At 55.5% G+C, this 25200-nt stretch carries 24 protein-coding genes and 2 riboswitches; of the genes, 17 read left to right on the top strand and 7 right to left on the bottom strand.

Translation table 11 applies throughout. The annotated features are described in order from the left end of the window. Window positions 1–8 precede the first annotated feature (8 nt). Window positions 9–563, top strand: a complete 555-nt coding sequence (locus IXC47_RS04170; protein ID WP_175625391.1) for a histidine phosphatase family protein — start codon at window positions 9–11, stop codon at window positions 561–563. 8 nt (window positions 564–571) lie between these two features. Here IXC47_RS04170 and IXC47_RS04165 read toward each other — a convergent pair whose 3' ends face one another. After that, on the bottom strand, window positions 572–1363 hold the full coding sequence (locus IXC47_RS04165; protein WP_175625392.1) for a BUD32 family EKC/KEOPS complex subunit: 792 nt from the start codon (window positions 1361–1363) through the stop codon (window positions 572–574). Between the two features lie 134 nt (window positions 1364–1497). Continuing rightward, window positions 1498–1732: riboswitch (cobalamin riboswitch) on the top strand. A gap of 80 nt (window positions 1733–1812) precedes the next feature. On the opposite strand from IXC47_RS04165, the gene IXC47_RS04160 reads away from it, so the two are divergent. From IXC47_RS04160 to IXC47_RS04095, 14 genes are all read left to right on the top strand, one after another. Continuing rightward, complete coding sequence (locus tag IXC47_RS04160; protein WP_195874781.1) at window positions 1813–3777, top strand: TonB-dependent receptor; 1965 nt, start codon at window positions 1813–1815, stop codon at window positions 3775–3777. A gap of 146 nt (window positions 3778–3923) precedes the next feature. Next, window positions 3924–4137, top strand: a riboswitch (cobalamin riboswitch). Window positions 4138–4285: 148 nt separating this feature from the next. Beyond that, on the top strand, window positions 4286–6202 hold the full coding sequence (locus IXC47_RS04155; protein ID WP_195874780.1) for a TonB-dependent receptor plug domain-containing protein: 1917 nt from the start codon (window positions 4286–4288) through the stop codon (window positions 6200–6202). Between the two features lie 132 nt (window positions 6203–6334). Continuing rightward, window positions 6335–7360 carry a FecCD family ABC transporter permease gene (locus IXC47_RS04150; RefSeq protein WP_175626064.1) on the top strand — a complete coding sequence of 342 codons (1026 nt, stop codon included), beginning with the start codon at window positions 6335–6337 and terminating at the stop codon, window positions 7358–7360. After that, a complete protein-coding gene (locus IXC47_RS04145; RefSeq protein WP_175625395.1) occupies window positions 7360–8133 on the top strand; it encodes an ABC transporter ATP-binding protein in 774 nt (257 codons plus the stop codon). Before IXC47_RS04150 ends, IXC47_RS04145 begins: the two co-directional genes overlap by 1 nt. Continuing rightward, window positions 8126–8752: a cob(I)yrinic acid a,c-diamide adenosyltransferase gene (gene cobO / locus IXC47_RS04140; RefSeq protein ID WP_195874779.1), complete on the top strand. Its 627-nt coding sequence runs from the start codon at window positions 8126–8128 to the stop codon at window positions 8750–8752. Before IXC47_RS04145 ends, cobO begins: the two co-directional genes overlap by 8 nt. Beyond that, entirely contained in the window at window positions 8753–10063 is a 1311-nt protein-coding gene (locus IXC47_RS04135) for a cobyrinate a,c-diamide synthase (protein WP_195874778.1), read from the top strand. Continuing rightward, window positions 10060–10608 carry a bifunctional adenosylcobinamide kinase/adenosylcobinamide-phosphate guanylyltransferase gene (gene cobU, locus IXC47_RS04130; protein WP_195874777.1) on the top strand — a complete coding sequence of 183 codons (549 nt, stop codon included), beginning with the start codon at window positions 10060–10062 and terminating at the stop codon, window positions 10606–10608. Before IXC47_RS04135 ends, cobU begins: the two co-directional genes overlap by 4 nt. 1 nt (window position 10609) lies before the next feature. Further along, window positions 10610–11563 carry an adenosylcobinamide-phosphate synthase CbiB gene (cbiB, locus tag IXC47_RS04125; protein ID WP_195874776.1) on the top strand — a complete coding sequence of 318 codons (954 nt, stop codon included), beginning with the start codon at window positions 10610–10612 and terminating at the stop codon, window positions 11561–11563. Continuing rightward, complete coding sequence (gene cobD / locus IXC47_RS04120; protein ID WP_195874775.1) at window positions 11556–12548, top strand: threonine-phosphate decarboxylase CobD; 993 nt, start codon at window positions 11556–11558, stop codon at window positions 12546–12548. The genes cbiB and cobD overlap by 8 nt, the downstream gene beginning before the upstream one ends. After that, a complete protein-coding gene (locus IXC47_RS04115) occupies window positions 12545–13441 on the top strand; it encodes a cobalamin-binding protein (RefSeq protein ID WP_195874774.1) in 897 nt (298 codons plus the stop codon). Before cobD ends, IXC47_RS04115 begins: the two co-directional genes overlap by 4 nt. A 23-nt stretch (window positions 13442–13464) precedes the next feature. Continuing rightward, on the top strand, window positions 13465–14895 hold the full coding sequence (locus tag IXC47_RS04110; protein WP_195874828.1) for a cobyric acid synthase: 1431 nt from the start codon (window positions 13465–13467) through the stop codon (window positions 14893–14895). A gap of 210 nt (window positions 14896–15105) precedes the next feature. Next, window positions 15106–15720, top strand: coding sequence for a ParA family protein (locus IXC47_RS04105; RefSeq protein ID WP_175625401.1), 615 nt, complete (start codon window positions 15106–15108; stop codon window positions 15718–15720). Continuing rightward, window positions 15717–16232: a DinB family protein gene (locus IXC47_RS04100; protein ID WP_195874773.1), complete on the top strand. Its 516-nt coding sequence runs from the start codon at window positions 15717–15719 to the stop codon at window positions 16230–16232. The genes IXC47_RS04105 and IXC47_RS04100 overlap by 4 nt, the downstream gene beginning before the upstream one ends. 45 nt (window positions 16233–16277) lie before the next feature. Continuing rightward, window positions 16278–16688 carry a PilZ domain-containing protein gene (locus IXC47_RS04095; RefSeq protein ID WP_195874772.1) on the top strand — a complete coding sequence of 137 codons (411 nt, stop codon included), beginning with the start codon at window positions 16278–16280 and terminating at the stop codon, window positions 16686–16688. A 25-nt stretch (window positions 16689–16713) separates the two neighbouring features. Here IXC47_RS04095 and panC read toward each other — a convergent pair whose 3' ends face one another. The 3 genes from panC to IXC47_RS04080 form a co-directional block, all read right to left on the bottom strand. Then, window positions 16714–17553 (bottom strand): pantoate--beta-alanine ligase, encoded by an 840-nt coding sequence (gene panC, locus IXC47_RS04090; RefSeq protein WP_175625404.1) that lies wholly within the window; start codon window positions 17551–17553, stop codon window positions 16714–16716. An 84-nt stretch (window positions 17554–17637) separates the two neighbouring features. Continuing rightward, entirely contained in the window at window positions 17638–18495 is an 858-nt protein-coding gene (locus tag IXC47_RS04085) for a segregation and condensation protein A (RefSeq protein ID WP_230089396.1), read from the bottom strand. Between the two features lie 21 nt (window positions 18496–18516). Then, window positions 18517–18729 carry a DUF3460 family protein gene (locus IXC47_RS04080; RefSeq protein ID WP_175625406.1) on the bottom strand — a complete coding sequence of 71 codons (213 nt, stop codon included), beginning with the start codon at window positions 18727–18729 and terminating at the stop codon, window positions 18517–18519. Between the two features lie 222 nt (window positions 18730–18951). On the opposite strand from IXC47_RS04080, the gene bamE reads away from it, so the two are divergent. Continuing rightward, window positions 18952–19431: an outer membrane protein assembly factor BamE domain-containing protein gene (gene bamE, locus IXC47_RS04075; protein ID WP_195874771.1), complete on the top strand. Its 480-nt coding sequence runs from the start codon at window positions 18952–18954 to the stop codon at window positions 19429–19431. A gap of 3 nt (window positions 19432–19434) precedes the next feature. Here bamE and IXC47_RS04070 read toward each other — a convergent pair whose 3' ends face one another. Beyond that, window positions 19435–21132: a SulP family inorganic anion transporter gene (locus IXC47_RS04070; protein WP_195874770.1), complete on the bottom strand. Its 1698-nt coding sequence runs from the start codon at window positions 21130–21132 to the stop codon at window positions 19435–19437. 131 nt (window positions 21133–21263) lie between these two features. After that, window positions 21264–22064 (bottom strand): SDR family NAD(P)-dependent oxidoreductase, encoded by an 801-nt coding sequence (locus IXC47_RS04065; protein ID WP_195874769.1) that lies wholly within the window; start codon window positions 22062–22064, stop codon window positions 21264–21266. A 191-nt stretch (window positions 22065–22255) separates the two neighbouring features. On the opposite strand from IXC47_RS04065, the gene IXC47_RS04060 reads away from it, so the two are divergent. Next, a complete protein-coding gene (locus tag IXC47_RS04060; RefSeq protein WP_195874768.1) occupies window positions 22256–22822 on the top strand; it encodes a TetR/AcrR family transcriptional regulator in 567 nt (188 codons plus the stop codon). A gap of 57 nt (window positions 22823–22879) precedes the next feature. Here IXC47_RS04060 and metG read toward each other — a convergent pair whose 3' ends face one another. Then, entirely contained in the window at window positions 22880–24988 is a 2109-nt protein-coding gene (metG, locus tag IXC47_RS04055) for a methionine--tRNA ligase (RefSeq protein WP_195874767.1), read from the bottom strand. Between the last annotated feature and the right edge of the window lie 212 nt (window positions 24989–25200).

Raw genomic sequence — 25200 nt, 5'->3', positions numbered from 1 at the left:
GGAGTGCCATGCATCTCTATCTCGTCCGCCATCCACGCCCCATTGTTGCTGCCAATACTTGCTATGGCCGTACTGATCTGGCTGTTGCCGCGGAAGAGCTGGCCTCGGCACATGCCTCCTTGTTGCCGGTTTTGCCGAAGAATGCACAAGTGTTTTCCAGCCCTTTGCGCCGTTGCATGGATTTATCAGAAAGCCTGGCGCAAACGCTGGGCTGTGCCAAACCGACCTACGATGAGCGGCTGGCCGAAATGCATTTCGGTGATTGGGAAATGCGTACCTGGGACGACATTCCGCGTACCGCTATCGATGCGTGGAGCCAGGATATGGTTGAGTATCAGCCTGGTGGCGGTGAAAGTGTGATGCAAGTCGCGCACCGGGTACGCGCATTCCGTGACGAGCTGACTGAACTGCAAATCGAGCATGCAATTGTGATTTGCCACGCAGGCATCATCCGCTTGCTGGCGGCCTGTGAACATGGTTTGTCGGTGCCGGAAATGGCTTTATATGCGGCGCAGAAGCCACACAAGATACGCTACGGAGAATTACTGGTTGTCGATTGTTAGTCTGATTATTAGCGTGATTGCTGGCGCATCAGCTTCACGACGATATGCAGCACCTGTGCTGCCGCCTGCACCGAAACTACATCACGTCCCCATGGCTTGCGCTCTTTAGGCAGGATACGCAACCAGCTGAAAGCACTTGCTGCACGTCTCACTTCACGCTGTACAGCGACATCATCCTGCAATAAATAATCGAGGTAAGTCTGCGCGATCATTTGCCTGTCCATATGCAGGATGTAGGCGGTTGAATGCAGGTAGAGTAACCAGTCGCGCGCTTGTGCTGCCGCCAGCGGCATCACCTTGCTCGGATCATCTTCAAAATCGATAAAGCTGATCTTGCCTTCATGCGCAATCATATTGCGTGCAAAACATTGGCTGGCAGTCTGGCCGAGGCGATGCAACTCAAGGATAGCTTGCAAGCCGTTCTTCCAGTATTCCTCTGCTTTTTGTGGCTGCTGGCGCAGCAGCTGATCGACTGAATGTGCGCCGAGGAAAGACAGGGCAAACCATTCCGGTGTCACATGCAGCACTTCAGGCACAGACACGCCTGCCGCAGCCAATGCACGCAAACGGGCCACCTCGATTGCCTGTGCTTCACTGCCACCCGGTGCCGGTACTGCGCGCAACATGGGCTGGCCGAGCAGGCGCGCCAGCGTATTCAGTACCGGATAACCCCAGTGCTTGAGCGGTGCTTCCAGTCGCTTGACGATAACCGGAGTGCCATCCAGATCCACCAATTGCGTGCGGTCCTGCTTGCGCGCCAGTTGTGTGGTGATGATTTGCACTTGTTCGGGAGTAAACATGCGTAGGTGTGAGATTGCAGCGAAGCGTGGATTATAGACCAGAGCCCTTGCCGGGTGGCGTTCCGCGTGAGCTGGCCAAAAGTCGTTAATTTGTCGTTAAATTACTGCGAATTTGCTGATAAATGGCCCCAGCCGTACAATGGCGCAGTTTTGGTGCCCGCGGACATGTCCATGTCTGCAGTTAAACGGGAAACACGATGCTTGAGTTCGACGGCAAACGTGTGCTGCCCCCGCAACGGTAAAACAAGCGTCAGTCGAAGTACTTGTTCGGCTGACAGAGCGTCCCTCAAACCACTGTGCTTTGATGCATGGGAAGGCAGGACCTTCAGGCTTGTCAGCCCGGATACCGGCCAGGACAGGTGTAAGCATGCGGATGATCGCGTCCATGCTTGCGTTGAACTCGACCCGCGGGGAGGCAGGTCGGGTGCTATCCATTGAATAAAGTAAACATGAAATCCCTGCCATCACATCGCAGCACCGCTGCATGGAAACCACTCGCGCTGGTTTCTGCACTCGCCACCTTGAGTTTTCCTGCCCTTGCGCAGGTTGAGACCGGACAGAAGCTGACGCCTGTTACTGTTTCGGCTTCGCGCTTTGAAACGACAGAGGCACCTATTGGTGCGACGGTTATTACGGCTGAGCAGATACGTGAAGCTGGTATCAACAATGTCAATGAAGCGATACGCAAAATAGGCGGTGTATATGGTCGCCAGAACTTTAGCGGGACATCGGATTTCTCGTTGGATTTGAGCGGTTTCGGTACCACCAGCGACAACAATATGGTGGTCATGGTCGACGGTATCCGCATATCCGAGAATGAACAATCGCCTACCTTGATGTCTTCTGTTCCTATCGATTCTGTCGAGCGTATCGAGATTGTGCGCAACGGTAGCAGTGTGTTGTACGGCGAAGGTGCAACGGGCGGCACTATTCAGATCATCACCAAACGAGGCAAAACCAATGCTACGCGCGGCTCGGTTTTCGCGGAAGCCGGCAGCTATGGTTATCAAGAAGCAAGAGCTGCGTTATCGAAGGGATGGGATAACTTTGTGTTGGATGCCACTCTGGGCAGTATTCATGCCGACAACTATCGCGCTAATGGCGGCTTGCGGCAGGATACGTTCAGTGGCGGCTTGCAATGGGTGGGCAAGGATGCGCGTTTAGGTTTTCGCGTAGATTCCAGTCGCCAGGATAGTCGTTTTCCGGGGCCACTAACCGCGGCCCAGTATCAAAGCAATCCAAGACAGACGTTTTCCCCTAATGATTACGGTAGTTTTGACGTCGATCGCTATACCTTCTTCGGCGAGAAGAGTTTTGGAAATCTCAAGCTCGCAGCGGATCTTTCGCGCCAGACAAAAAATGTTGAGTTCTTTCAAGGGAGCCTAAACAAGGCGCGTACAGAAACGTCGCAATTTTCGCCAAGATTACGCTACTTAAGCAATGCAGGGTCGGTTTCCAATGAATTAGTTGCCGGTCTGGATTTCACGCATTGGAATCGCGTTTCCGAGGGTTATCCAACTACTGATTCGACACAGAAATCTACTGCGATTTACTTCCGCGATGAAATTAAGAGCGGTAAAGCACGTATAGCATTCGGTGTTCGTCATGAACGATTTGAAAAAAATTCGTTTGATACTGTGACACTGCTTAGCCAATATCAAAATAAAACCTCAGTAAATGCATGGTCGCTTGAAGGTGCATATCAAATACAGCCTTTAGTGAGCGTATTCGCAAAAGCCGGGCGCAGTTATCGCGTGGCGAATGCCGATGACAATAGCTTCACGTTAAATAATAAATTGCTTAAGCCTCAGACATCCAATGATCTGGAGTTAGGAGCTTCGTTTGGTGACGATGCAAAGAAAGTGACCGCACGAGTATTCCAACATAAATTGAAAAACGAAATAATGTTGGATCCGGTCATAGCGAATGCCGGGTCATTTTCTGGTTTCGGGGCGAACGTCAATCTGGATCCAACCAAACGCGAAGGTGTTGAGATTGAAGGTCGTGCTCGCTTGACGCAGGCATTCAGCGTTATTGGTATCTGGCAGTACGTCAATGCGAAGTTTACTGAAGGCCCGTATGCAGGTAATGAGGTGGTTTTGGTTCCTAAAAATACGGCAACCTTACGTCTGAATTGGTTGCCGGGTAACGGGCATACTGCGGATGTGGGCTTGCAATGGGTTGACTCCCAGCGCTATGGCGGTGACTTTTCCAATACGTGCAATTTGACGATTCCGTCGTTTGCCACATTGGATGCCCGTTACGCTGTGCGTGTCGGAGCATGGGAGTTTGCGGTTCGCGGAACAAATCTCACTGATAAAAACTATTTCACAAATGCATACGGCAAATGTGGGGGCGGTATTTATCCGGACACCGGTCGTTCAGTAAGATTCTCGGCACGGATGGATTTCTAAGTAATTTTTACCTCGTGACGTACCTATACCTGCAACCTTGAGAAATTCAGGGTGGCAGGTATTTTTTTGCTTGCGTTGATGTTGCACAAATAGAACGCCACACCAGCTAAATCACCTCCAAAGTTGCGGCTCACCCGCATGGGCCTTACAATGACGCCAGTTTTGGTGCTCGCGGACATGTTCATGTCTGCAGTTAAACGGGAAACACGAGGCCTCAGGCTAACGTGTGCTGCCCCCGCAACGGTAATCAAGCGTCACTTTCGATGACAGATCGTCTCTCACACCACTGTGCCATGTGCATGGGAAGGTGAGACGCTCGTGCTTGCTAGCCCGGATACCGGCCAGGACAGGTGGAAATGCCGCGAACGGGGATGTTCGCGACGCGATTCGTTCATGTGCGGCCTGGTGCTGCTTCCTGTCTGTTTCGGTCGTTAAGTCGGTTCCGGTATTTCTTTTCAATTCAGCCTGCGGGGAGGTGGGCTGGATGCTGTTTCTATGAAAAGTAATCATGAGCTCATCTGTTTTACGGCGCGCCACCGTGGCGTTCCCGCCGCTGGCTATTGCCTTGTCCGTTTCCGCTGCATTTTCTCCTTTGAGTTTTGCGCAAACTGCTTCCGATCATTCCTTGCAACCGGTTTTGGTGACTGCATCTCGTACCGCACAAAAGGTCGGCGATGTGCTGGCTGATAACCTTGTCATCACCGCAGAAGAAATTGCAGAATCGGGGCAAACATCACTGATCGAATTGTTGCAAACCAAGCGCAGCATAGAAGCAAAGAAAAACGGCGGTGCCGGTAACGATGCAGACGTGTATATCCGTGGTGCCAATGCCAAGCAATCGATATTGTTGATAGACGGTGTGCGCAGTGTTTCTGCTACCTCGGGCAGCCCTACATGGTCAGCAGTTCCGTTGTCCCAGATTGAACGTATTGAAATCGTGTTTGGCCCATTAAGCACTTTTTACGGTGCTGATGCTGTCGGTGGCGTGATTCAGGTCTTTACGAAAAAGGGTAGTGGTGCTCCGCGGCCTAGTTTCTCTGCTGGTGCGGGAACATATGGTGAGCGTGTCTACACAGCGGGTATCTCCGGTTCTACCGAAGGCGATCATCCGATTCGTTACTCTTTTAACGCTGCTCAGGAACAGGCTAGGGGATTTTCTTCCCGTCCTGCGGTTGTGTATGACCCGGCTGCCAAGAAGACCAGCAAGTATGATCAGGACAAAGATGGCTATGACAAGATGAGTGTAAATGGCCAGGTCTCCTGGGAGCTGGCACGGGGTCAAGAGCTGGGCGCCACGATTTTAAACAGCCGCAACAATGCCAAGTACGATTCGGGCACAGGTGTACCTGCGTTTAATCCGTATATCGTCAGCGAAGTAGATATTTATTCGGCATATTCGCGTAATCAAATCAACTCGGTCTGGACCAGCTTGGTGCAAGTGTCTCGCTCCTATACCAAGCAGCAATCTTTCACTAAGGCCAAACCGGATATCAATAATTCCAAGCAGGATCAGTTCAGCTGGCAAAATGATTTGAAGCTGGGCAAAGACTTGCTGCAGGTGTTGCTGGAACGTCGTGAAGAAAGCGTTGTGAATAGTGGCCAGGCACTGCAAAATCGCAGCCGCAGCACGAATTCTCTGGCGCTCGCATACCAGGCCAATCGTGGCGACCATCTGGGTAGTGCCAGTGTGCGCTATGACGACAGTTCGGTATACGGCTCGAAAGTGACCGGTGGTTTGGGTTACGGTTATCGTTTGAGCAAGGATTTGCGCGTCAATGGTAGTGTTTCCACCAGCTTCCGTGCGCCGACGTATAACGATTTGTACTATGCGTATGCGGGCAACCCTACATATGGCAATCCTGACGCCAAGCCGGAAAAAGGCAAGAATGCTGAGATCGGTCTGTACTACGATAACGGCGTATCGAATGCCAGCGCGGTCTATTATCAAAACCGTCTGACCGACATGCTGGCGGTACAAGCATGTGCGAACGGTGCGCCTGGCAGCTGTACCTACAACATCAATCGTGCTGTATTGAAAGGTGTTTCGGTTGAGGTCGGTACTAAGATCGGCAACTACAGACTGTATAGTTCGCTTGATGTACAGGATCCTCGCGATGAAATGACGGATACCTTGATCGCGCGTCGCTCCAGATATCACGGCACGTTGGGCATGAGTCATACTTACAATGCGTTCAAATCAGGTTTCGATATCATCTACTCCGGCTATCGCTATGACGCGGAGAAGCAGGTGAATCGTCTTGGTGGCTATGCATTGTTGAACCTGCATGCGACATATGACCTGAATAATGACTGGCAACTGTTTGGTCGCTGGAACAACGTATTCGACAAGAGCTACGAACAGGCTCTCGGTTATAACACCGCTGGTTCCAACGTTTTTGTAGGCGTACGCTACGGTTTTAAATAAGCATCAGTAAAATAGCGTCTGTTGCAAGATTGCGCATGCATGCCCGGAGTGGTTTATCCGGACATGCATGCGCAAGTTCTATGAGGAAGTCCGAATGTCGTTGCGTCCATGAGTACGGTAGTGAATAAAAGCATGCATGTAGCTGCGTTGCAGGGGCGGACGCGCGCGTGGACGGTGTTGTCTGTTTTGTTTGTGTTGGCTTTGCTGAGTTTTGTGGTGGCAGGCGTAATGGGTTCTGTCACTTTGTCATTGGGCGATATCGCTAGTGCGATGCGCGAATTGTTGCGCGGTAGCGCTGACACCATGGCGGCGACGCTGGTTGAGCTGCGCCTGAGTCGCGCACTGTCCGCGTTTGTGACGGGCGCGAGCCTGACCCTGGCTGGTGTGATGATGCAAGCCTTGTTGCGTAATCCTTTGGCCGAGCCTTATGTGCTGGGCGTGTCGGGTGGTGCGGCAGTGGGCGCTTTGGCTGCGATGCTGATCTGCACCGTAGCATGGGTGATTGATGTGGCGGCCTTTGGCGGCGCGATTGCTGTATCGCTGATTTTATTTTTGCTGGCACGACGCGATCTGCGCGGTGCGGCTGGCTCGGATGGCAGTGCGCCTTTGTTGCTGTTGACAGGCGTGATCCTGGCTTCGGGTTGTGGCGCGCTGGTGACGTTGATGTTGTCGATTGCGCCGGACAATCGTTTGCGTGGCATGGTGTTTTGGCTGATCGGGGATTTGTCCGGTACCCAGTTCCGTTGGGTGCCCTGGATCGTTTTGGCTATGGCCATCCTGTTTGCGGTACGCGCCGCGCGTGCGATTAATGTGATTGCCTTGCACGCGGAAGCCGCTTCCACCCTTGGTATTAATGTGGCGCGCTTTCGCGCCGGTTTGTTTGTATGTTCCGCCTTGTTGACAGCCAGCGCTGTGAGCAACGCCGGTAGCATAGGTTTTGTTGGGTTGATCGTGCCGCATGCCTGTCGCTTCGTGCTTGGGCCGGATCACCGTTTGTTGTTGCCTGCCGCCACATTGGTGGGTGGGACCTTCCTGGTGCTGGCGGATACGCTGGCCCGCACCATCGTCGCGCCGCAGCAGCTGCCGGTCGGTGTGATTACCGCCATTATCGGTGTGCCTGTATTCCTGCTGCAATTGCATCAGTTGAGGAAGCGCTGATGAAAACCATCAATCTCAAATTAAGCATAGCCGATCGCGTCCTGGTGGACGGCCTGCAGTGGCAGGTAGGGCCGGGCGAGTGCTGGTGCGTTATCGGCCGTAACGGCGCGGGTAAAAGCACCTTGTTGCGCACCTTGGTTGGTTTGCGCGACGCGGATGGTGGCGAGCTAGAGTTGCATGGCCGTGCCTTGGCCAAATGGTCTTTGCAGGATCTGGCGCGTGAGCGTTCCTATTTGCCACAAGGGCGTAGTGATGCTTTTGGTTATCGGGTGATCGAAACCGTATTGACGGCGCGTCATCCTTACCATGAGTCAGCGTACTGGGAGTCGGAGGCAGATTATGTCGCCGCTCATGCAGCGCTGCAGACCATGGATGCCGATATGCTGGCAGAGCGCGATGTGCGCTCCTTGTCCGGCGGCGAGAGGCAGCGCGTGGCGATCGCTGCGGTGCTGGCGCAAGATGCGCCTTTGATGCTGCTGGATGAGCCGACCAGTGCACTCGATCTGGCGCACCAGGTCAGCGTGATGGCTTTGTTGTCGAAGCTGTGCCGGGAGCAGCAAAAGGCAGTGGTGATGGTCAGCCATGATTTGAATCTGGCACATAGCGTCGCCACCCATGCTTTGCTTTTGATGGGTGATGGCCGTTGGCATGCTGGCCCGGTCGATGAAGTAATGCAGGCATCGCTGTTGAGTGTATGCCTCGGCCATCCGATCGAGATCGTCAAACACGGCAAGCGCACAATTTACCTGGCAGTTGAGGAAGAAAATGAGTGAAGAAAAGATTAACGACGCTGATGGCTTGAACGAACGACACAATGCGCGCATGGCGCGCAAGAAAGAAGTCGTCGATAAGAAGATAGAAGCCGCCAAACGCAATGCAGGTGTAGTCGTGATTACCTGCGGCAATGGCAAAGGCAAAAGCTCCAGCGCCTTCGGCATGGCAGCGCGTGCGCTGGGTCATGGCATGAAGGTAGGCGTGGTGCAATTTATCAAAGGTGCAATCGCTACTGGCGAAGAGAATTTCTTCCGTCGCTTCCCCGATGAAATCAGTTTCCACGTCATGGGTGAAGGCTATACCTGGGAAACGCAGAACCGCGAACGGGATGTCGCCAATGCCGAGAAGGCATGGCAGCGCGCACAAGTCTTGCTGGCTGATCCGGCTGTCGGACTGGTAGTGCTGGACGAATTGAATATCGCCTTGAAATATAAATACCTGGATGTGCAGCAAGTGATCGCCGATCTGCAGGCACGGCCCGAGATGCAGCACGTTGTGATCACAGGTCGTGGCGTGCCGCCGGAATTGATCGCGGTGGCTGATACCGTTACCGAGATGCAGCCGATCAAGCATGCGTTTGCAAACGGCATTGCCGCGCAACAGGGCGTGGAGTGGTAGATGAGTAGTACAGCGCATACCGCCCGCATCGTCCTGATTTCGGGCATCGCGTCTGGGCAGGGCAAGACTACGGTCACTGCCGCCCTGGCACGCAAGCTGATACGCCAGGGTTTAACGGTGCGCGTCTTCAAGACTGGCCCTGATTATCTCGATCCCATGATCTTGCAGCGCGCTAGCGGAGCCGAAGTGTATGCGCTCGATTTATGGATGGTCGGACTCGACGATTGCCGTCGCTTGCTGGCCAAGGCGGCGAGTGAGGTTGACGTCGTCCTGATCGAAGGCGTGATGGGTTTGTACGATGGCGATCCATCGTCGGCTGACCTGGCGCGCGCCTTTGGCGTGCCGGTAGTGGTGGTGCTGGATGCGGCCAAGATGGCGCAGACCGTAGGCGCAGTCGTGCTCGGCTTGCAGCAATACGGCCCGGTCGAGCTGGCAGGCGTCATCGTTAATCGTATCGCCAGTGCTTCGCACGCCAAGATGGTGACGCAAGGCATACGCAATGTACCCATCCTCGCGACACTGCCGAAACAGACGCAAGCTTTGCCCGAGCGCCATCTGGGTCTGGTACAGCCGGATGAAATTGCGCAGGTCGATCAGGTGCTGGATCAAATGGCGGATCAGATCGAGATCGATATGGCGGCCTGGGATGCCATCCCGCCAGTGGTGCTGGATGCCAGTCTGGCAGCAACGAGTACACCACAGTTATTGGCGGGTAAAACAATCGCCATAGCGCGTGATGCGGCTTTTGCTTTTGTTTATCACGCCAATCTGGAATGCCTGCGCGCAGCAGGTGCGACGCTGACATTCTTTTCACCATTGAATGATGAAGCAATACCGGCTGATGCGGATGCTGTGTATATCCCGGGTGGATATCCGGAGCTGCATTGCGCGACCTTGTCGGCGGCACAGAACTGGCAGGACTCGATGCGCGTCGCCTACGCGCAAGACATGCCGATACTCGCGGAATGCGGCGGCATGATGGTGATCGCAGATAGCCTGACCGATGCCGACGGCAAGCAATGGCCTATGGTCGGTTTGATGCCGGGCGAGGTCGTGATGCAGGGCAAGCTGTCGGGTCTCGGCATGCAGTCGCTGGCGACCGAAGACGGCGAGTTGCGTGGCCACGCCTTTCATTACTCGACGCTGAGCACCCCGGTCGAGCCGCAGTCACAAACTGTCAAACGTTCCAACGGTGCACAAGGTGAAGCGGTGTATAAACGCGGCGCACTGACCGCGACTTATTTCCACGCTTACTTCTCATCCTGTCCGGCTGCAACCGCACGCATATTTGCGCCGGAGAAAAAAGCATGACACGCACCCTGGTCATAGGTGGTGCGCGTTCCGGCAAGAGCGCACATGCGGAAGCGCTGGCGACGACATCTGGTAAACCGGTGGTGTATATCGCCACCGCACAAGCTGGGGACGCCGAGATGCAGCAGCGTATCGCACATCACAGGTCGCGCCGCGACGGACACTGGCAGACCGTGGAAGAAACGCTGGCACTGGGCGCTGTCATAGAAAAATACAGTCGTGCCGACAATCTCTTGCTGGTTGATTGCCTGACGGTCTGGCTGTCGAATCTGCTGTTTTCCGAGCTTAAAGAATTCCCCGAGGTAGGTGCGATAGATGCCCCGGCTGCGTTCACCGAGCAGCGTGCCGCTTTCCTGCAAGCGCTGGCACAGGCACCGGGTGATGTGATCCTGGTTACCAATGAAGTCGGGCAGGGCATCGTGCCGCAAGGGGCGATATCGCGCTGGTTCGTTGATGAAGCAGGTCGGCTGAATCAGGCCGCAGCGGCGACCTGTGACCGTGCAGTACTGGTAGTGGCTGGTTTGCCGCTGAGTCTGAAGGGCTGAGATGTTGTTCGGTTTGTCTTGCGGCGTGATTGCCATCCTGATGTTGCTGGGCGTATTGCTGGACATGCGCCTGGGTGAAGCGACGCGCTGGCATCCGCTGGTTGGCTTCGGCAATTTGGCTATACGCACGGAGAAGAAACTCAATAGTGGCTCGGGTGCACCTATCGTACGTATTGCACGTGGTGCACTGGCGTGGATGCTGGTGGTCCTGCCTTTCGTTTTACTGGCATGGATACTGACTTTCTGGCTGGCGCAATTCGATGCCTTGCTTGCCCTCGGCGTGCACGCTTTGCTGCTGTACTTCAGCCTTGGTTTGCGCAGCCTGCGCGACCATACCTTGCCGATAGCACATGCCCTGATGGATGGTGATTTGCCACAAGCACGTTTGTTGACAGCCCGCATCGTCAGTCGCGATACGCGGCAAGCGGAAGAAGCCGACCTCGCAAAAGCCGGGGTCGAGTCCCTGCTGGAAAACGGTAATGACGCGGTGTTCGGCACCTTGTTCTGGTTTGCCGTGGCGGGTGGCCCTGGCGTGGTTTTGTTTCGTCTTGCAAACACACTGGATGCGATGTGGGGTTACCGCACACCACGCTATAACGAATTTGGTCGGGTCGCGGCACGCATCGATGACGTGTTGAATTTCATACCGGCGCGCCTGACGGCACTGTCTTATGCCGTACTCGGCAATACGAAACAAGCCTGGCTATGCTGGCGTGCGCAGGCACCAGCCTGGTCCAGCCCGAATGCGGGGCCAGTCATGTCTGCCGGTGCCGGTGCTTTGGGTATTTCGCTCGGTGGCGCTGCGATTTATGACGGTGAAGTGGAAAACCGCCCACCGCTGGGTACTGGCCCCCTGGCTGCAGGTAAAGATATCGCACGTGCATGGCGTCTGGTGCGTATGACGACGGCACTGTGGCTGCTGCTGATCTGTATCGCAGGAGTGATCTATGCTTGAGCACGGTGGCAACCTGCATGATGCGATCAGGCGCTATGGACGGCCACGCGCAGAGTGGCTGGATCTGTCGACAGGTATTAATCCGCAGGCTTATCCGGTACCGCAGCTGAGCGCCGATGCATGGCATCGCTTGCCCGAGCCGAGTACCGCCTTGCTGGAAGCAGCACAGGCATATTACGGTGCGCCGCAGTTGTTGCCAGTGGCTGGTACCCAGGCGGCAATACAGGCTCTGCCTCGTTTGCGCGCGCGCAGCAGGGTGGTGATTGCTGCGCCTTCCTATGCCGAGCATAGCTATCAATGGCGTCAGGCCGGGCATGAAGTGCGGGAAGTGGCCTACGATCAGTTGGCAGCCGAGCTCGATCATTGCGATGTGATGTCGGTCTGCAATCCGAATAATCCAACCGGTGCGCGTATCGCTCCGCCAGTGTTGCTGGAATGGTCGGCACGCCTGGCGGCACGCGGTGGCTGGCTAATCGTGGATGAAGCGTTTGGTGATATGACGCCGCAGGAAAGCGTAGCGGCTTATACCGGACAACCAGGTTTGATCGTGTTTCGCTCGGTAGGCAAGTTCTTTGGCCTGGCGGGTCTGCGTCTGGGTTTTGTCGCGGCGCATGCAGATTTGTTGCAGCAATTGGCGGATGTGCTGGGGCCGTGGACAGTCAGTGGTCCGGCCCAGCAGATAGGAACTGCTGCTCTGTCGGATACGGTCTGGCAGCAAGCCATGCACAAGCAGTTGCAGGAGAGCGGTACACGCTTGCAGCAATTGCTGGCGGCACATGGCAAGCAATCGCATGGTACTGCCTTGTTTCAGTATTGGCAGGATGCGCATCCGGCGCAGTTTGCCGAACAGATGGCGCAGCACGGGATTTGGATCAGGATTTTTTCACATGGCGTGCGCCTCGGCTTGCCCGCGGATGAAGCAGGCTGGCAGCGTTTGCAGCACGCGCTGCAGCCGGTGTCTCAGCATAATCAGGAAATGAAATGAATAAATTTTTCGTATCAGCGCTAGCTTTGAGCGCAACGATGTTTGCCAGCGCGGTACATGCCGCCATCAGCGTCAAGGATGATGGTGGCAATACCGTTACCCTGAGCAAACCGGCGCAGCGCATCATCTCGCTGGCGCCGCATGCCACGGAATTGATTTTCGCAGCGGGTGGCGGTGATCGCATCGTAGGCACGGTGGGTTATAGCGACTATCCGGCGGCGGCGCTCAAGATACCGCGCGTCGGCAGTCACCAGCAGATAGACGTGGAGCGCATCATCGCGCTCAAGCCTGATTTGCTGGTAGTGTGGTTGCACGGCAATTCCGAGCGCCAGCTGGAGCACGTACGTAAATTGGGCATCCCTTTTTATTTCAGCGAACCGAAGAAGCTGGCAGATATTCCGGTCAGCATAGAGCGACTCGGCATGCTGATGGGTACGGAAGCGCAAGCCAGCAAGGTGGCTGCTGCAGAGCGTACCGAACTGGCACGCCTGACCGAGCAGTATCGCAATCGCCCGACGGTGCGCGTGTTTTATCAAGTGTGGGGCAAGCCTATCTATACGCTCAATGGCGGCAACATCATGAGTGATGTGATCCGTCTGTGCGGCGGTGAAAACGTCTTCGCTAATCTGGTTATCCCTGCACCCGTGGTTACTACTGAAGCCGTGCTGCTGGAAAATCCGGAAGTGATGATGACCGGCGATCGCCAGGCCGAGAAGTCCGGCGGACTGGAAATCTGGAAGCAATATAAAAACGTGCTCGCAGTGAAAAACGACAATCTGTTTTCAGTTGATGCCGATCTGGTGAATCGCGCCGGTCCACGCCTGATAGCAGGTGCGGCTATGGTGTGCGAAAAACTGGAACTGGCGCGCAGCCGCCGTAGCGCTAAACCATAAGCGATATGAAGCTAGACACACTGATGGTGCAAGGCACCACCTCGGATGCTGGTAAAACGACGTTGGTCGTGGCCTTGTGCCGCCTGCTGGCCCAAGAAGGCGTCAAGGTGGTGCCGTTCAAGCCGCAGAATATGGCGCTTAACAGTGCAGTAACAGCAGATGGCGGCGAGATCGGGCGGGCGCAGGCTTTGCAGGCGGTAGCTGCCGGGTTGCAGCCGCATACGGATATGAATCCGATTTTGCTCAAGCCTTCCAGCGATACCGGCGCGCAAGTGATTATCCATGGCAAGGCGCGCAGTGATATGAATGCGCGCGATTACCATGCGTATAAACCGGTGGCGATGCAGGCGGTGCTGGAGTCTTATCAACGCCTGAAAACGCAATACGAGTCCGTATTGGTCGAAGGGGCAGGTAGTCCGGCCGAAGTGAATCTGCGTGCGCGTGATATCGCGAACATGGGCTTTGCCGAAGCAGTGGATTGCCCGGTGATCCTGGTGGCAGATATTGATAGGGGCGGCGTGTTCGCCCACATCATCGGTACGCTGGCTTGCCTGTCCGAGAGCGAGCGCAAGCGCACTGTCGGTTTCGTCATCAACCGTTTTCGTGGCGACATCAGCTTGCTGGAACCCGGCCTGAAATGGCTGGAGGAACAAACCGGCAAACCAGTGCTGGCGGTTCTGCCCTATCTGCACGGCTTGTTCCTTGATGCAGAAGATGCTGTGGAAACCACGCAGGCTGCGCGCGGGGCTTTCCGCGTGGTGGTGCCGGTACCGCCGCGCATCAGCAATCACACCGACTTCGACGCCTTGCGTGCGCATCCTGAAGTTGACCTGCAACTGGTGGGGCCAGGACAGCCTATCCCGTCTGCCGACCTGATCATCCTGCCAGGCAGTAAAAACACCCGCGGTGACCTCGAGTGGCTGATTGCCAACGGCTGGCGCGAAGCATTGCTGCGCCATGCGCGCTACGGCGGCAAGATCATAGGCATCTGCGGTGGCTATCAAATGCTGGGCATGACGGTGGCTGACCCGCATGGTGTCGAAGGCATGCCTGGCGTATCGCAAGGTTTGGGTTTACTGGATATCGCTACCGAGTTGACGCGTGAAAAGCGGCTGGAGCAAGTCAGCGGCACATGCGCGTTTGCCGATGCTGGTGTCAGCGGCTATGAAATCCATATGGGCACCTCCGAAGGTGCGGCACGCTCCAGTCCGGCCTTCATGATAGACGGGCGTGCGGAAGGTGCGCGTTCCGGTGACGATCACATACTGGGCACTTATCTGCACGGCTTGTTTGATACGCCGTCAGCCTGCTCGGCATTGTTACGCTGGGCAGGGCTGGATAGCGATGTGACGGTAGATACCGCGCAGTTGCGCGAAGCCAGCCTGCAACGACTGGCCGACGCGACACGACCTTTATTGGCTGCCTTGCGCGCCTTGCCTGACTATCAGGCCTGATCCGACAGCGCTTCCCCGCGGACTGTGGCATTCCTGCTACGCGACGGCTGTCAGGAAAATGGCGTATTGACCTTGCAACGCAGCATGATATTCTTGTTTGAAAATCAATTTGCGGGCTGCCGGGGTAGTTGCCCCTCAGCCTGGCTTCCAGCGCGGCCTCATCCGAGTGCCAGCAGCAAGTGCGGAATACCACATTAAAAGGGGAAATTCATGCCAGTGATCGTCATCGCCAATCCTAAAGGCGGCGTAGGTAAGAGCACGCTAGCCACCAACGTAGCCGGATATTTTGCCGCGCAGGGACATAGTGTGATGTTGGGCGATGTCGACGTACAGCAATCTTCCCGTTCCTGGCTTACGCTGCGCCCCGCTTCCTTGCCGCCTATACAGGCGTGGGAAATCGATGACGGCCACGTTGCGAAGCCACCGAAAGGCACGACGCATATCGTGCTTGATACGCCCGCCGGTTTCAGCGGCAAGCGCTTTGAAAAAGTGATGCAGATCGCCGATAAAGTGATCGTGCCTTTGCAACCGTCTATGTTCGATATCCTGGCGACGCAAGAGTTTTTGCAAAAGCTGGCGGAGCGCAAAGAGAAGTTTGATCTGGGCGTGCTTGGCATGCGCGTGAATGGCCGCACCCGTGCCGCCGATCAATTGACGCAATATGTACATGGACTGGGCATACCAGTGCTGGGCTTCCTGCGTGACACGCAAAACTATGTGCAGCTCGCCGCACATGGCAGCACCATATGGGATATCGCACCATCAAGAGTAGAGCGGGATCTGGAGCAGTGGCAGGATCTCGTGCAGTGGCTAGAGAAGAAATGATTACACCTGAATACGCACATTTATTGGCACGTTATAACCGCTGGATGAATGGCAAGATTTACACCGCCAGCGAGCAGTTAAGTGATACCGAGCGCAAGGCTGACCGCGGTGCTTTTTTCAAATCCATCCATTCGACCCTGAACCACCTGGTGTGGGGCGATGCCATGTGGCTGGGACGTTTCACCAAAGGTACAGCGCTGGAACGTGCGATGCCGACGACACCCGGCGGTGTCGATGTGCATGCGGACTGGGCCGAATTAAAAGCTGCGCGTGCCGCGCTGGACGAAGAGTTGCTGGTGTGGGCTGCCAGCCTCGATGCGAACTGGCTGGCAGGCGATTTCAGCTGGTATAGCGGCATGACCAAGAGCATGCGTAGTGGCCCGGCCTGGCAATCTGTCGCGCACATGTTCAATCACCAGACCCATCATCGCGGACAGGTGACGACCTTGCTGTCGCAGCAGCGCATTGATGTGGGCGCGACAGATTTAATGATGATGCCGAAAGGGGCGTAATCCCTGCTGCAGGCTGTCATCAGGCAGTCATGCGGCATGGGTAGCATGCAGACACTTACTCATCCTGGAGAGAGTGTCTTCATGAATGCGCATAGTGCTTTACCCAATCCCGAACCTCGCCGCAAGGAACAACGCTTCGTCTTTCGCCGACGCGGCTTGATGACGCGTGGTGCGACGACGACGCAGATACATACGGTGGATGTTTCCACGCAAGGTATGGGAGTGATGGGGCCGGAGCCGGTGAGCAAGGGCGAGATTTGCGCGATCATGCTGGATGCACTGGTAGGCGGGCGCATGATGCAATTGAAGTTCACCTGCAAGGCGATGGATTGCACACTTGCAGGGATACAGGGTTTCCGTACCAGTTTATATATCGATGGCAGCGTGGAAGCGCATCAACAGCAGTTGCAAAAGATTATTGCGACTTGCTCGACAACGACGCGTGACCTGAGCTGATTCCTTACAGGCCAGGCGCACATCATCAAATTTCCAGATTGTCGATCAGGCGGGTGACGCCGAGCTTGGCGGCTGCCAGCACTACCAGCTTTTCACCTTGCGCCATGTCGCCAGCGGATGGCGGTTGCAGATTGCTTTGCTTGCGGATGGAGATGTAATCCGGTTTCCAGCCACGCTTGCTGAGATCAGCCATCGCCTGGCGTTCCAGTTCAAAGATATCCAGATGGCCGCTGCGCACTTCATTGGCGACCGCATTCAGGCTTTGGAACAGCGCAGGCGCTTCCGCACGTTCTTCCGCCGACAGATACACATTACGTGAGGACAGGGCTAGGCCATCTTCGGCACGATAGGTATCGGCGGCGATGATTTCGGTAGGCAGCGCAAACTGTTTCGACATATTGCGCACGATCATCAGCTGCTGGTAATCCTTCTTGCCGAATACCGCGACGCTAGGCTGCACGCAGGAGAATAGCTTCAGTACCACGGTGGTCACGCCTGAGAAGAAGCCCGGACGGAATTCACCTTCCAGCGTATTGCCCAGGTCATCCGGTGGACGCACGCGGAATTCCTGTGGTTCCGGATACAGGTCTTTTTCCGTCGGTGCAAACAGGATGTAGACGCCTTCTTTTTCCAGTTTCTCTACGTCAGCCTGGAAGGTGCGTGGATATTTGTCGAAGTCTTCATTCGGGCCGAATTGCAGGCGATTGACGAAGATCGAAGCAACGACCGGATCGCCATGCTTGCGCGCCAGGCGCATCAGGGACAAATGACCGTCATGCAAATTGCCCATGGTCGGGACGAAAGCAGTGCGTAATTGTCCGCGCAAATGGTCGCGCAATTCTTCGATACAAGAGATGATCTTCATAAATCTGTCTTAGTGAAATGGTCGCCGCTATAGTGCTTCAGCGATGACGGAACGATGAGTAATCCGGGTGATGAGAACGAGGGCCTAGCTCGGTGCGTAAGCCAGTCGTACGTAAATAGGTGCAAACGGTTCTGCCTGCGTGATTTCGATCAGGGTTTCCTTGGCCAGCTCGAGCAGGGCGACGAAGTTGACGACGACTACCGGCACGCCGCGTGACGGATCGAACAGGTCGGCAAATTCTACAAATTTGGTGGATTGCAGACGACGCAGGATAGCGGTCATGTGTTCACGCACCGATAATTCTTCGCGGCTGATCATGTGATGCGCGGTCAGCTTGGCGCGTTTGAGCAAATCTGCCCAGGCTTGCTGCAGATCGACGACTTCCACTTCAGGCCAGCGTGTAACTATGCTTTGCTCGATGTAAATCTGTGTGCGTACATAATCGCGGCCCAATTGTGGCAGGGCGTCGATTTGTTGCGAAGCGAGTTTCATTTGCTCGTATTCGAGCAGGCGACGTACCAGTTCGGCACGCGGATCGGCCGCTTCTTCGCCGGTATCGGCCTTGCGTACCGGCAGCAGCATGCGCGATTTGATTTCGATCAGCATGGCCGCCATCAGCAGGTATTCTGCAGCCAGCTCCAGATTGTGCAGGCGGATCTGGTCGACGTATTGCAGGTACTGCTTGGTCACCTGCGCCATCGGGATGTCGAGGATATTGAAGTTCTGCTTGCGGATCAGGTACAGCAAGAGATCGAGCGGACCTTCAAAGGCTTCGAGAAAGATTTCCAGTGCATCCGGCGGAATATACAAATCCGTCGGCATGCGGAACAAGGGTTCGCCGTATAAGCGCGCATAAGCGACGCCGTCGATGACATCCGGTGTGGTATCCGGTCTGCCTTCGACTACAAGATCAGGCGCACTTGAGGGCAAGTGCGCGAGCATCGTGTTCGGGCTGTTGCTCATTTATTTCAGTTTGTTTTGATACACGTAGGCTTGCTGGCTGACGTTGGACGCCTTGATGCGCGCTTGCTGATCGAGGTCGATCGGGCTTTTATCCCACAGCAAGGCACGGCCTGCGCGTTGCGATTCTTCCAGATTCGGGTTCTTTTCTTTCAGCGAGCTGATGAATTGAGTGATTTCAGACTGGTAGTTGGAATGCTGTTTGCTAAGTTTCATGAATAAATTGGCAACAAGTTAGAATCAGACGCTATTTTACCTTGTCTTGTCGGCTAAGCTGCTATCGAAACCGTAAGTGTCTCAGATATGTCAAAGCGGCATTATTTTGTTGCCAGCAATCTTGTTATCATGTGTTTTCTGCAATAAGGACGAAAGTCGCCGGGCGGTCGCAGGCTGGCCGCAGTTCAGTGCCATTGGATGGGCGTAAAAATGGGGAAAATCATGCGTACCTTATTGGGTTTCTTTTGCAGCCTGCTGATGCTGGGCTGCCAGCAAGCGGAGTTTGGTTTGGAAAAATTGACGAAAGGCGTCTCTACCGAGGCCGATGTGCGCAGCGCGATGGGCGAACCGGAAATTGTATGGGAAGAGCATAACGGCTCCCGTACGCTGGAATACCCGAAAGGCCCGGCCGGGCATCGCACCTATATGGTCGATATCGATGCGCAGGGCAAGCTGCGCGACTACACGCAAGTGCTGACCAACGATAACTTTGCCACCATCAAGGTCGGCATGACGCGGGAAGATGTACGTCGCAAGCTGGGCAAGCCGCGCACTGTCGGGAAGTTCAACCTGAAGAATGAAGAAGTCTGGGACTGGCGCTACCTCGAAGGGCCATCGATAGAGCGCTTCTTCAATGTGCACTTCGACCTGGAGACCGGCAAGGTCACACGTACTTCAGTGTCGGATCCGACTTACGGCTAAATACTATTCATTGATTGCGGCACTGACCGTAATCGCCGATTGCAGGTTGGGCAGGCAGTTCTCCACGCCCAGTCTGTCGAGAAAGCCGCTACGCCGCATCAGGTCACGCGGCTGACGGTTCAAGCCACACAGGATGAGCTTGCTGCCGTGCTTCTGCAGTGACTTGCGTATGGTTTCCAGCGCATCCAGTCCGGTCGCATCCAGATTGATCAATTGATGCAGCTCCAGGATCAGCGCCTTCTCCGGCATAGCCTTGGGCTCGATCAAACCTTCCAGCTTGCCCACCGCTCCAAAAAATAATGAACCGAAAATCGAATAGGCATGCACGCCCGGCGGCAGTTCGACGCTGGTTTCTTCGTTCGGGATCTGTTCTATCCGCGTCAGGCTGGAGATGCGGTAAATAAAGAACACGCAGGCCAGTACCAGTCCGACTTGTACCGCCACCGTCAGGTCGATGATGACGGTGAGGAAAAAAGTCGAGAGCATCAGGATGCGGTAGTTCATCGAGAAATGCCGCAGCCGCGCAAACTCGTGCCAATCCCCCATGTTGTAAGCGACATAGAGCAGGATCGCCGCCAGCGCCGCGAGCGGGATATTGTTGGCCAGTGGTGCTGCGACCAGCACGATCACGAGCAAGGTCAGTGCATGCAGAATGCCGGATACCGGCGACACTGCACCGGCGCGGATGTTGGTGACGGTACGGGCGATCGTGCCGGTCGCCGGGATGCCGCCGAAGAAAGGCGTGACCACATTGGCGATACCTTGCGCCATTAATTCCTGGTTCGGATCGTGGCGATCGCCGGTGATGTTATCCGCGACGCGGGCGCACAGCAGTGACTCTATCGCGCCCAGCAAAGCGATGGTCAGGGCCGGAGCAAACAAATGCTGCACCAGCGCCCATGAGAATTCCGGCAACTGGAAGTCGGGCACACCTTGCGGGATACCGCCGAACTTGCTGCCTATGGTGTCCACCTTCAAATCAAACAGGCTGACCGCCAGTGTCGCCAGTATCAGCACGATGATGGTGCCAGGCAGTGCACGCAAGAGGCGGCGTACACGGTGGTCGCGGTTGCTGAGCGGTGACTCGAGTTCGGCGGCCTTGGGTTTGAGTAATAGCGGCCACGCAAAAATCAGCGCCAGTGAAAGTACGCCGATGATGATGCTGGTCAGGTTGAAGCTGGCGAAGTTTTGCGCGAGGGTTTGCACTTGTGCGAAGAAGTCGCCTGGCATCTTATCGATATGCAGGCCAAAGAAATCCTTCATCTGCGACAGCGCGATCAGTACGGCTATGCCGCTGGTGAAACCGATGACGATGGGGACGGGGATGTAACGTATGAGTGAACCGAGGCGGAATACGCCCATCGCACACAGCATCATGCCGGCAAATACGGTGGCAATCAGCAGGTTGGCAACGCCGTACTTTTCTACGATGCCGTAGATGATGACGATGAAGGCACCGGCCGGACCACCGATTTGTACGCGTGAACCGCCGAGTGCAGAAACCAGGAAACCACCTATGACAGCCGTGAAGATACCGGCTTCAGGTTTGACGCCGCTGGCAATCGCAAACGCCATCGCCAGTGGCAGCGCAACGATGCCCACCGTCAGGCCTGCAGTCAAATCCTGGAAGAACTTGCTGCCATCGTAGTCGCGTAAAGCATCAACTAAACGCGGATGGAAGGAGAACTTGAACCGCTTCATGGTCATGCGCCTTCATGAACTATGAGTGCCACGCACGTGGCACAGCAAGGCTCATGTTAGCAGCACGACCCCTCAGCGACAATACGCAGCAGGGCCGGTCGCCGGCACTGTCGCGTAAGTCGCTGCAGTTTTTAAGACTGATAACGTGCTGCGGCATGGGTTTGCGCGAAGTTAGGCAACATGGCCTGACGTGCCGCATTGAAGCTTTCCCATTGTGCTGCATCCGGCAGTGGCGGGATGGTGATCAGCTCGCCGCGATCAAAGCCGACCAGTGCTGCATCGACCAGTTCATCGACTTCCATCACGCCTTGTATCTCTTCCACGTCACGGCCCGAGCGTTCCCAGATTTCGGTGCGCGTAGCGGCTGGCAGTACAGCTTGTACATACAAGCCGCGTGCACCGAGCTCAAGCTGCAGTGCCTGCGAGTAGGCCAGTACATAAGCCTTGGTTGCGCCATACACACCGAGCGGGAATTCCGGCGCCAGGGCGACGACCGATGCAATGTTCACGATCGCGCCTTGTCCTTGCGCCAGGAAGCGCGGGACGACAGCGGCACCGAGGCGGGTCAGGGCGGTGACATTCAGTTTGATCAGGTTGTCCTGTGCTTCCACGTCTGAGGTTTCAAAGCCTCCAGGTGCTGCCGCGCCGGCATTGTTGATGAGGATGCCGACGTCGCGCTGATCGCGCAGGCGGGCTTCAACTCGCGCCAGGTCTGCGCTTTTGGTCAGGTCGGCGGCGATGATTTCAATCTGGACGCCGGTTTCCTGATGCAGCCTGGTTGCCAGTTCTTCCATGCGGGCAGCGTTGCGTGCGACCAGTACCAGATTGTGGCCACGACGCGCCAGGCGGTCGGCGTAGACCGCACCTATGCCGGTGGATGCGCCTGTGATCAGGGCGGTAGTTACTTGGGTATCGCGATCTTGCTGGTTCATATCATTTCCTTGGTGTGTAGGGCTGCTGTTAAGACAAGAATTTGGTGTTACCGCCTGAAACCGGCGCTTAAAATCGTCATTTATTTAATCATGATGATCATAATGAATGTAATCATGATGATGGTCATGTATAATGTCAAGCCTAAGTTGAAAAATAATTTGCAAATAATTTCAAGGAAGCAGGAGTCACCATGAAAATCACCCGTGAACAGGTTGCAGAAAACCGACAGGCCATACTGGATGCTGCCGCGACGCTATTCCGCGAACGCGGCTTCGAGGGTGTGACGGTGGCCGAAGTAATGAAAGCGGCCGGACTGACGCATGGCGGCTTTTACGGGCACTTCGCTTCCAAGGATGATTTGATTGCGCAGACTTGTACGCATGTGTTGACGCCATTTCGCGCCGAGGATGCGCCGGTGATCGGCATCATGGATTTTGCTGCGAACTATTTGAGCGGCCAGCACCGGGACAACCCGGGCGAGGGCTGTATCTTCCCCAGCCTCGGTACCGAGGCGGTGCGCTCTTCAGACGCGACGCGTCATGCGCTGACTGAGAATGTGAAGTACCGGATCGAAAACTTCGCCCAGACCGCGCAGGGCAAAACTGAACTGGAGCGACGACAAGCCGCTACCGGCGCGTGGGCCACGATGGTGGGAGCAGTGATGTTGGCGCGGCTGGTGGATGACCCGGCCTTATCGGAGCAGGTACTGGTCGATACACTCGCCTGGTTGGACAAGACGCAGGGCAAACCTGCATAAAGCAAGGGCCATGATCATCAATGCCGATCATGGCCCTTGTTGCGAATACAGACTGTCTTAGCCGACGCGCATGCCTGGCTCTGCGCCCGGCCATGGGTTGAGGATGTAAATGCCAGGGTTGGCTTTTTCATCTGCAGCAGAAGCAGCCAGTACCATCCCTTCCGAGATACCAAACTTCATCTTGCGGGGTGCCAGGTTGGCGACCATCACAGTCAGCTTGCCTATCAGCTCTTCCGGCTGGTAAGCCGACTTGATGCCGGAGAACACATTGCGGGTGCGACCTTCGCCGACATCGAGGGTCAGGCGCAGCAATTTGTCCGAGCCTTCGACATGTTCGCAATTAACGATCTTGGCGATACGCAAATCGACTTTTGCAAAGTCATCGATCTTGATTTCCGGTGCAATGCTTTCGATGGCATGACCATTACCGTTGCCATTGCCATTGCTGTCCTTGTTCGATGGCGCGGTCGGTACGCCGACGGTCGCGTCTACCAGGGCGGGCATATCAAACAGCGCATCCAGCATTTTTGGTTCGACGCGTGTCATCAGGTGGGTGTACGGATTGATCTGATGACCGTGCGGCAGTGGTGTCACGATGTGCGACCACTCCAGCGCCGGGATGTTGAGCTGCGCTTCAACCTGCTTGGCCAATGCTGGCAATACTGGCTTCAGATAAATGGTCAGGATGCGGAAGGCTTCCAGCAAACGGCTGCAAACTTCCTGCAGCGCGCCTTCCTTGGCCGGATCCTTGGCCAGTTCCCATGGTTTGTTCGCATCGACGTAGGCGTTGATCGCATCTGCCTGTTCCATGATGGCGCGCAAGGCTTTGCCGTATTCACGCTGATCGTACAAGGCCTGGATTTCTGGCGCGACATTGCGCAGGCGGCTGAGGAATGCATCATCGCTGGTCGCCCAGTCAGTCGCCACGCGGCCATCGAATTTCTTCGTGATGAAACCGGCAGCGCGGCTGGCGATGTTGATGTACTTGCCGATCAGGTCGCTGTTGACGCGTGCGATGAAGTCTTCGGAAGTGAAGTCTATATCTTCGACTTTCGAGCTCAGTTTGGCTGCAATGTAGTAGCGCAGCCATTCAGGATTCATGCCGACTTCCAGGTAGCGCAGTGGTGAGATACCGGTGCCGCGCGACTTGGACATTTTTTCGCCGCTGACGGTGATGAAGCCGTGTACGAACACATTGTTCGGCACCTTCATATCAGCGAACTTCAGCATCGCTGGCCAGAACAGCGTATGGAAGTAGGTGATGTCCTTGCCGATGAAGTGATACTGCTCTGTGCTTGGGTCAGCCATGAAGGCGTCGAAGTCACGACCGGTCTTGTCGAAATAATTCTTCAGGGTCGCGAGGTAACCGACCGGCGCATCCAGCCAGACATAGAAGTACTTGCCCGGTGCATCCGGGATTTCGATACCGAAGTAAGGTGCGTCGCGGCTGATATCCCAATCGCCGAGGCCGCCTTCACCTTCCAGCCATTCCTTGGCCTTGTTCGCCACTTCCGATTGCAGGCGTTGACCGTCCAGCGCCCATTCGCGCAGGAAAGCGACGCACTTCGGATCAGACAGGCGGAAGAAGAAGTGGTCTGATGATTTGCGCACTGGTGTCGCGCCGGTCAGTGTCGAGTACGGATGCTTGAGGTCGGTAGGCGCGTAGACTGCGCTGCAGTTTTCGCAGGAGTCGCCGTACTGATCCTTGGTGCCGCATTTAGGGCATTCACCCTTGATATAGCGGTCCGGCAGGAACATTTCCTTGACCGGGTCGTAGAACTGTTCGACCGACTTGGTCGTGATCAGCTTGGCATCGTCACGCAGGCGACGATAGATCTCACGCGACAATTCGTGGTTTTCCGGGCTGTCGGTGGAGCTCCAGTTATCAAATTCGATATGGAAACCGTCCAGGTACTGTTTACGCCCAGCAGCAATATTGGCAACGAATTGCTGAGGCGTCAGCCCGGCTTTCTCCGCCGCAATCATGATAGGTGCGCCGTGCGCGTCGTCCGCGCCGACAAAGTGCACCTCATTACCCTGCATACGCTGGAACCGGACCCAGATGTCAGCCTGGATGTATTCCATGATGTGGCCGACATGGAATGCGCCGTTGGCGTAGGGGAGAGCGGTTGTAACGAATAATTTGCGTGGCAATGGTTTACTCATAAGGCGGTACTTTGCGATCGTTTAGGTAATAAAGACCTAATTTTAGCAGTCACAGCGCCTTAGGCGCAGCCCGCAGTCATAGTTGCCTCTATATATATGCATTTAGATATTGCTTTGTCGGGTCGCCGATATCGTGCGCAAGGCTGGCTCAGACAGGGGCTGCCGAGGTAAAATAGCCTTTTTGATACAGGACGGCTTTGGCACTCCAAGGC

The sequence above is a fragment of the Herminiimonas contaminans genome (genome assembly GCF_015645465.1).
GTDB lineage: Bacteria > Pseudomonadota > Gammaproteobacteria > Burkholderiales > Burkholderiaceae_D > Oxalicibacterium > Oxalicibacterium contaminans.
The sequence above is the reverse complement of the archived record's forward strand: the minus strand, read 5'-3'. Positions and strand labels throughout refer to the sequence as shown.

Excerpts from the sequence above, each read along its gene's own strand:
- IXC47_RS04170 (WP_175625391.1), top strand. The coding sequence starts at position 9 with ATGCATCTCTATCTCGTCCGCCATCCACGCCCCATTGTTGCTGCCAAT.
- IXC47_RS04165 (WP_175625392.1), bottom strand. The coding sequence starts at position 1,363 with ATGTTTACTCCCGAACAAGTGCAAATCATCACCACACAACTGGCGCGC.
- IXC47_RS04160 (WP_195874781.1), top strand. The coding sequence starts at position 1,813 with ATGAAATCCCTGCCATCACATCGCAGCACCGCTGCATGGAAACCACTC.
- IXC47_RS04155 (WP_195874780.1), top strand. The coding sequence starts at position 4,286 with ATGAGCTCATCTGTTTTACGGCGCGCCACCGTGGCGTTCCCGCCGCTG.
- IXC47_RS04150 (WP_175626064.1), top strand. The coding sequence starts at position 6,335 with ATGCATGTAGCTGCGTTGCAGGGGCGGACGCGCGCGTGGACGGTGTTG.
- IXC47_RS04145 (WP_175625395.1), top strand. The coding sequence starts at position 7,360 with ATGAAAACCATCAATCTCAAATTAAGCATAGCCGATCGCGTCCTGGTG.
- cobO (WP_195874779.1), top strand. The coding sequence starts at position 8,126 with ATGAGTGAAGAAAAGATTAACGACGCTGATGGCTTGAACGAACGACAC.
- IXC47_RS04135 (WP_195874778.1), top strand. The coding sequence starts at position 8,753 with ATGAGTAGTACAGCGCATACCGCCCGCATCGTCCTGATTTCGGGCATC.
- cobU (WP_195874777.1), top strand. The coding sequence starts at position 10,060 with ATGACACGCACCCTGGTCATAGGTGGTGCGCGTTCCGGCAAGAGCGCA.
- cbiB (WP_195874776.1), top strand. The coding sequence starts at position 10,610 with ATGTTGTTCGGTTTGTCTTGCGGCGTGATTGCCATCCTGATGTTGCTG.
- cobD (WP_195874775.1), top strand. The coding sequence starts at position 11,556 with ATGCTTGAGCACGGTGGCAACCTGCATGATGCGATCAGGCGCTATGGA.
- IXC47_RS04115 (WP_195874774.1), top strand. The coding sequence starts at position 12,545 with ATGAATAAATTTTTCGTATCAGCGCTAGCTTTGAGCGCAACGATGTTT.
- IXC47_RS04110 (WP_195874828.1), top strand. The coding sequence starts at position 13,465 with ATGGTGCAAGGCACCACCTCGGATGCTGGTAAAACGACGTTGGTCGTG.
- IXC47_RS04105 (WP_175625401.1), top strand. The coding sequence starts at position 15,106 with ATGCCAGTGATCGTCATCGCCAATCCTAAAGGCGGCGTAGGTAAGAGC.
- IXC47_RS04100 (WP_195874773.1), top strand. The coding sequence starts at position 15,717 with ATGATTACACCTGAATACGCACATTTATTGGCACGTTATAACCGCTGG.
- IXC47_RS04095 (WP_195874772.1), top strand. The coding sequence starts at position 16,278 with ATGCAGACACTTACTCATCCTGGAGAGAGTGTCTTCATGAATGCGCAT.
- panC (WP_175625404.1), bottom strand. The coding sequence starts at position 17,553 with ATGAAGATCATCTCTTGTATCGAAGAATTGCGCGACCATTTGCGCGGA.
- IXC47_RS04085 (WP_230089396.1), bottom strand. The coding sequence starts at position 18,495 with ATGCTCGCGCACTTGCCCTCAAGTGCGCCTGATCTTGTAGTCGAAGGC.
- IXC47_RS04080 (WP_175625406.1), bottom strand. The coding sequence starts at position 18,729 with ATGAAACTTAGCAAACAGCATTCCAACTACCAGTCTGAAATCACTCAA.
- bamE (WP_195874771.1), top strand. The coding sequence starts at position 18,952 with ATGCGTACCTTATTGGGTTTCTTTTGCAGCCTGCTGATGCTGGGCTGC.
- IXC47_RS04070 (WP_195874770.1), bottom strand. The coding sequence starts at position 21,132 with ATGAAGCGGTTCAAGTTCTCCTTCCATCCGCGTTTAGTTGATGCTTTA.
- IXC47_RS04065 (WP_195874769.1), bottom strand. The coding sequence starts at position 22,064 with ATGAACCAGCAAGATCGCGATACCCAAGTAACTACCGCCCTGATCACA.
- IXC47_RS04060 (WP_195874768.1), top strand. The coding sequence starts at position 22,256 with ATGAAAATCACCCGTGAACAGGTTGCAGAAAACCGACAGGCCATACTG.
- metG (WP_195874767.1), bottom strand. The coding sequence starts at position 24,988 with ATGAGTAAACCATTGCCACGCAAATTATTCGTTACAACCGCTCTCCCC.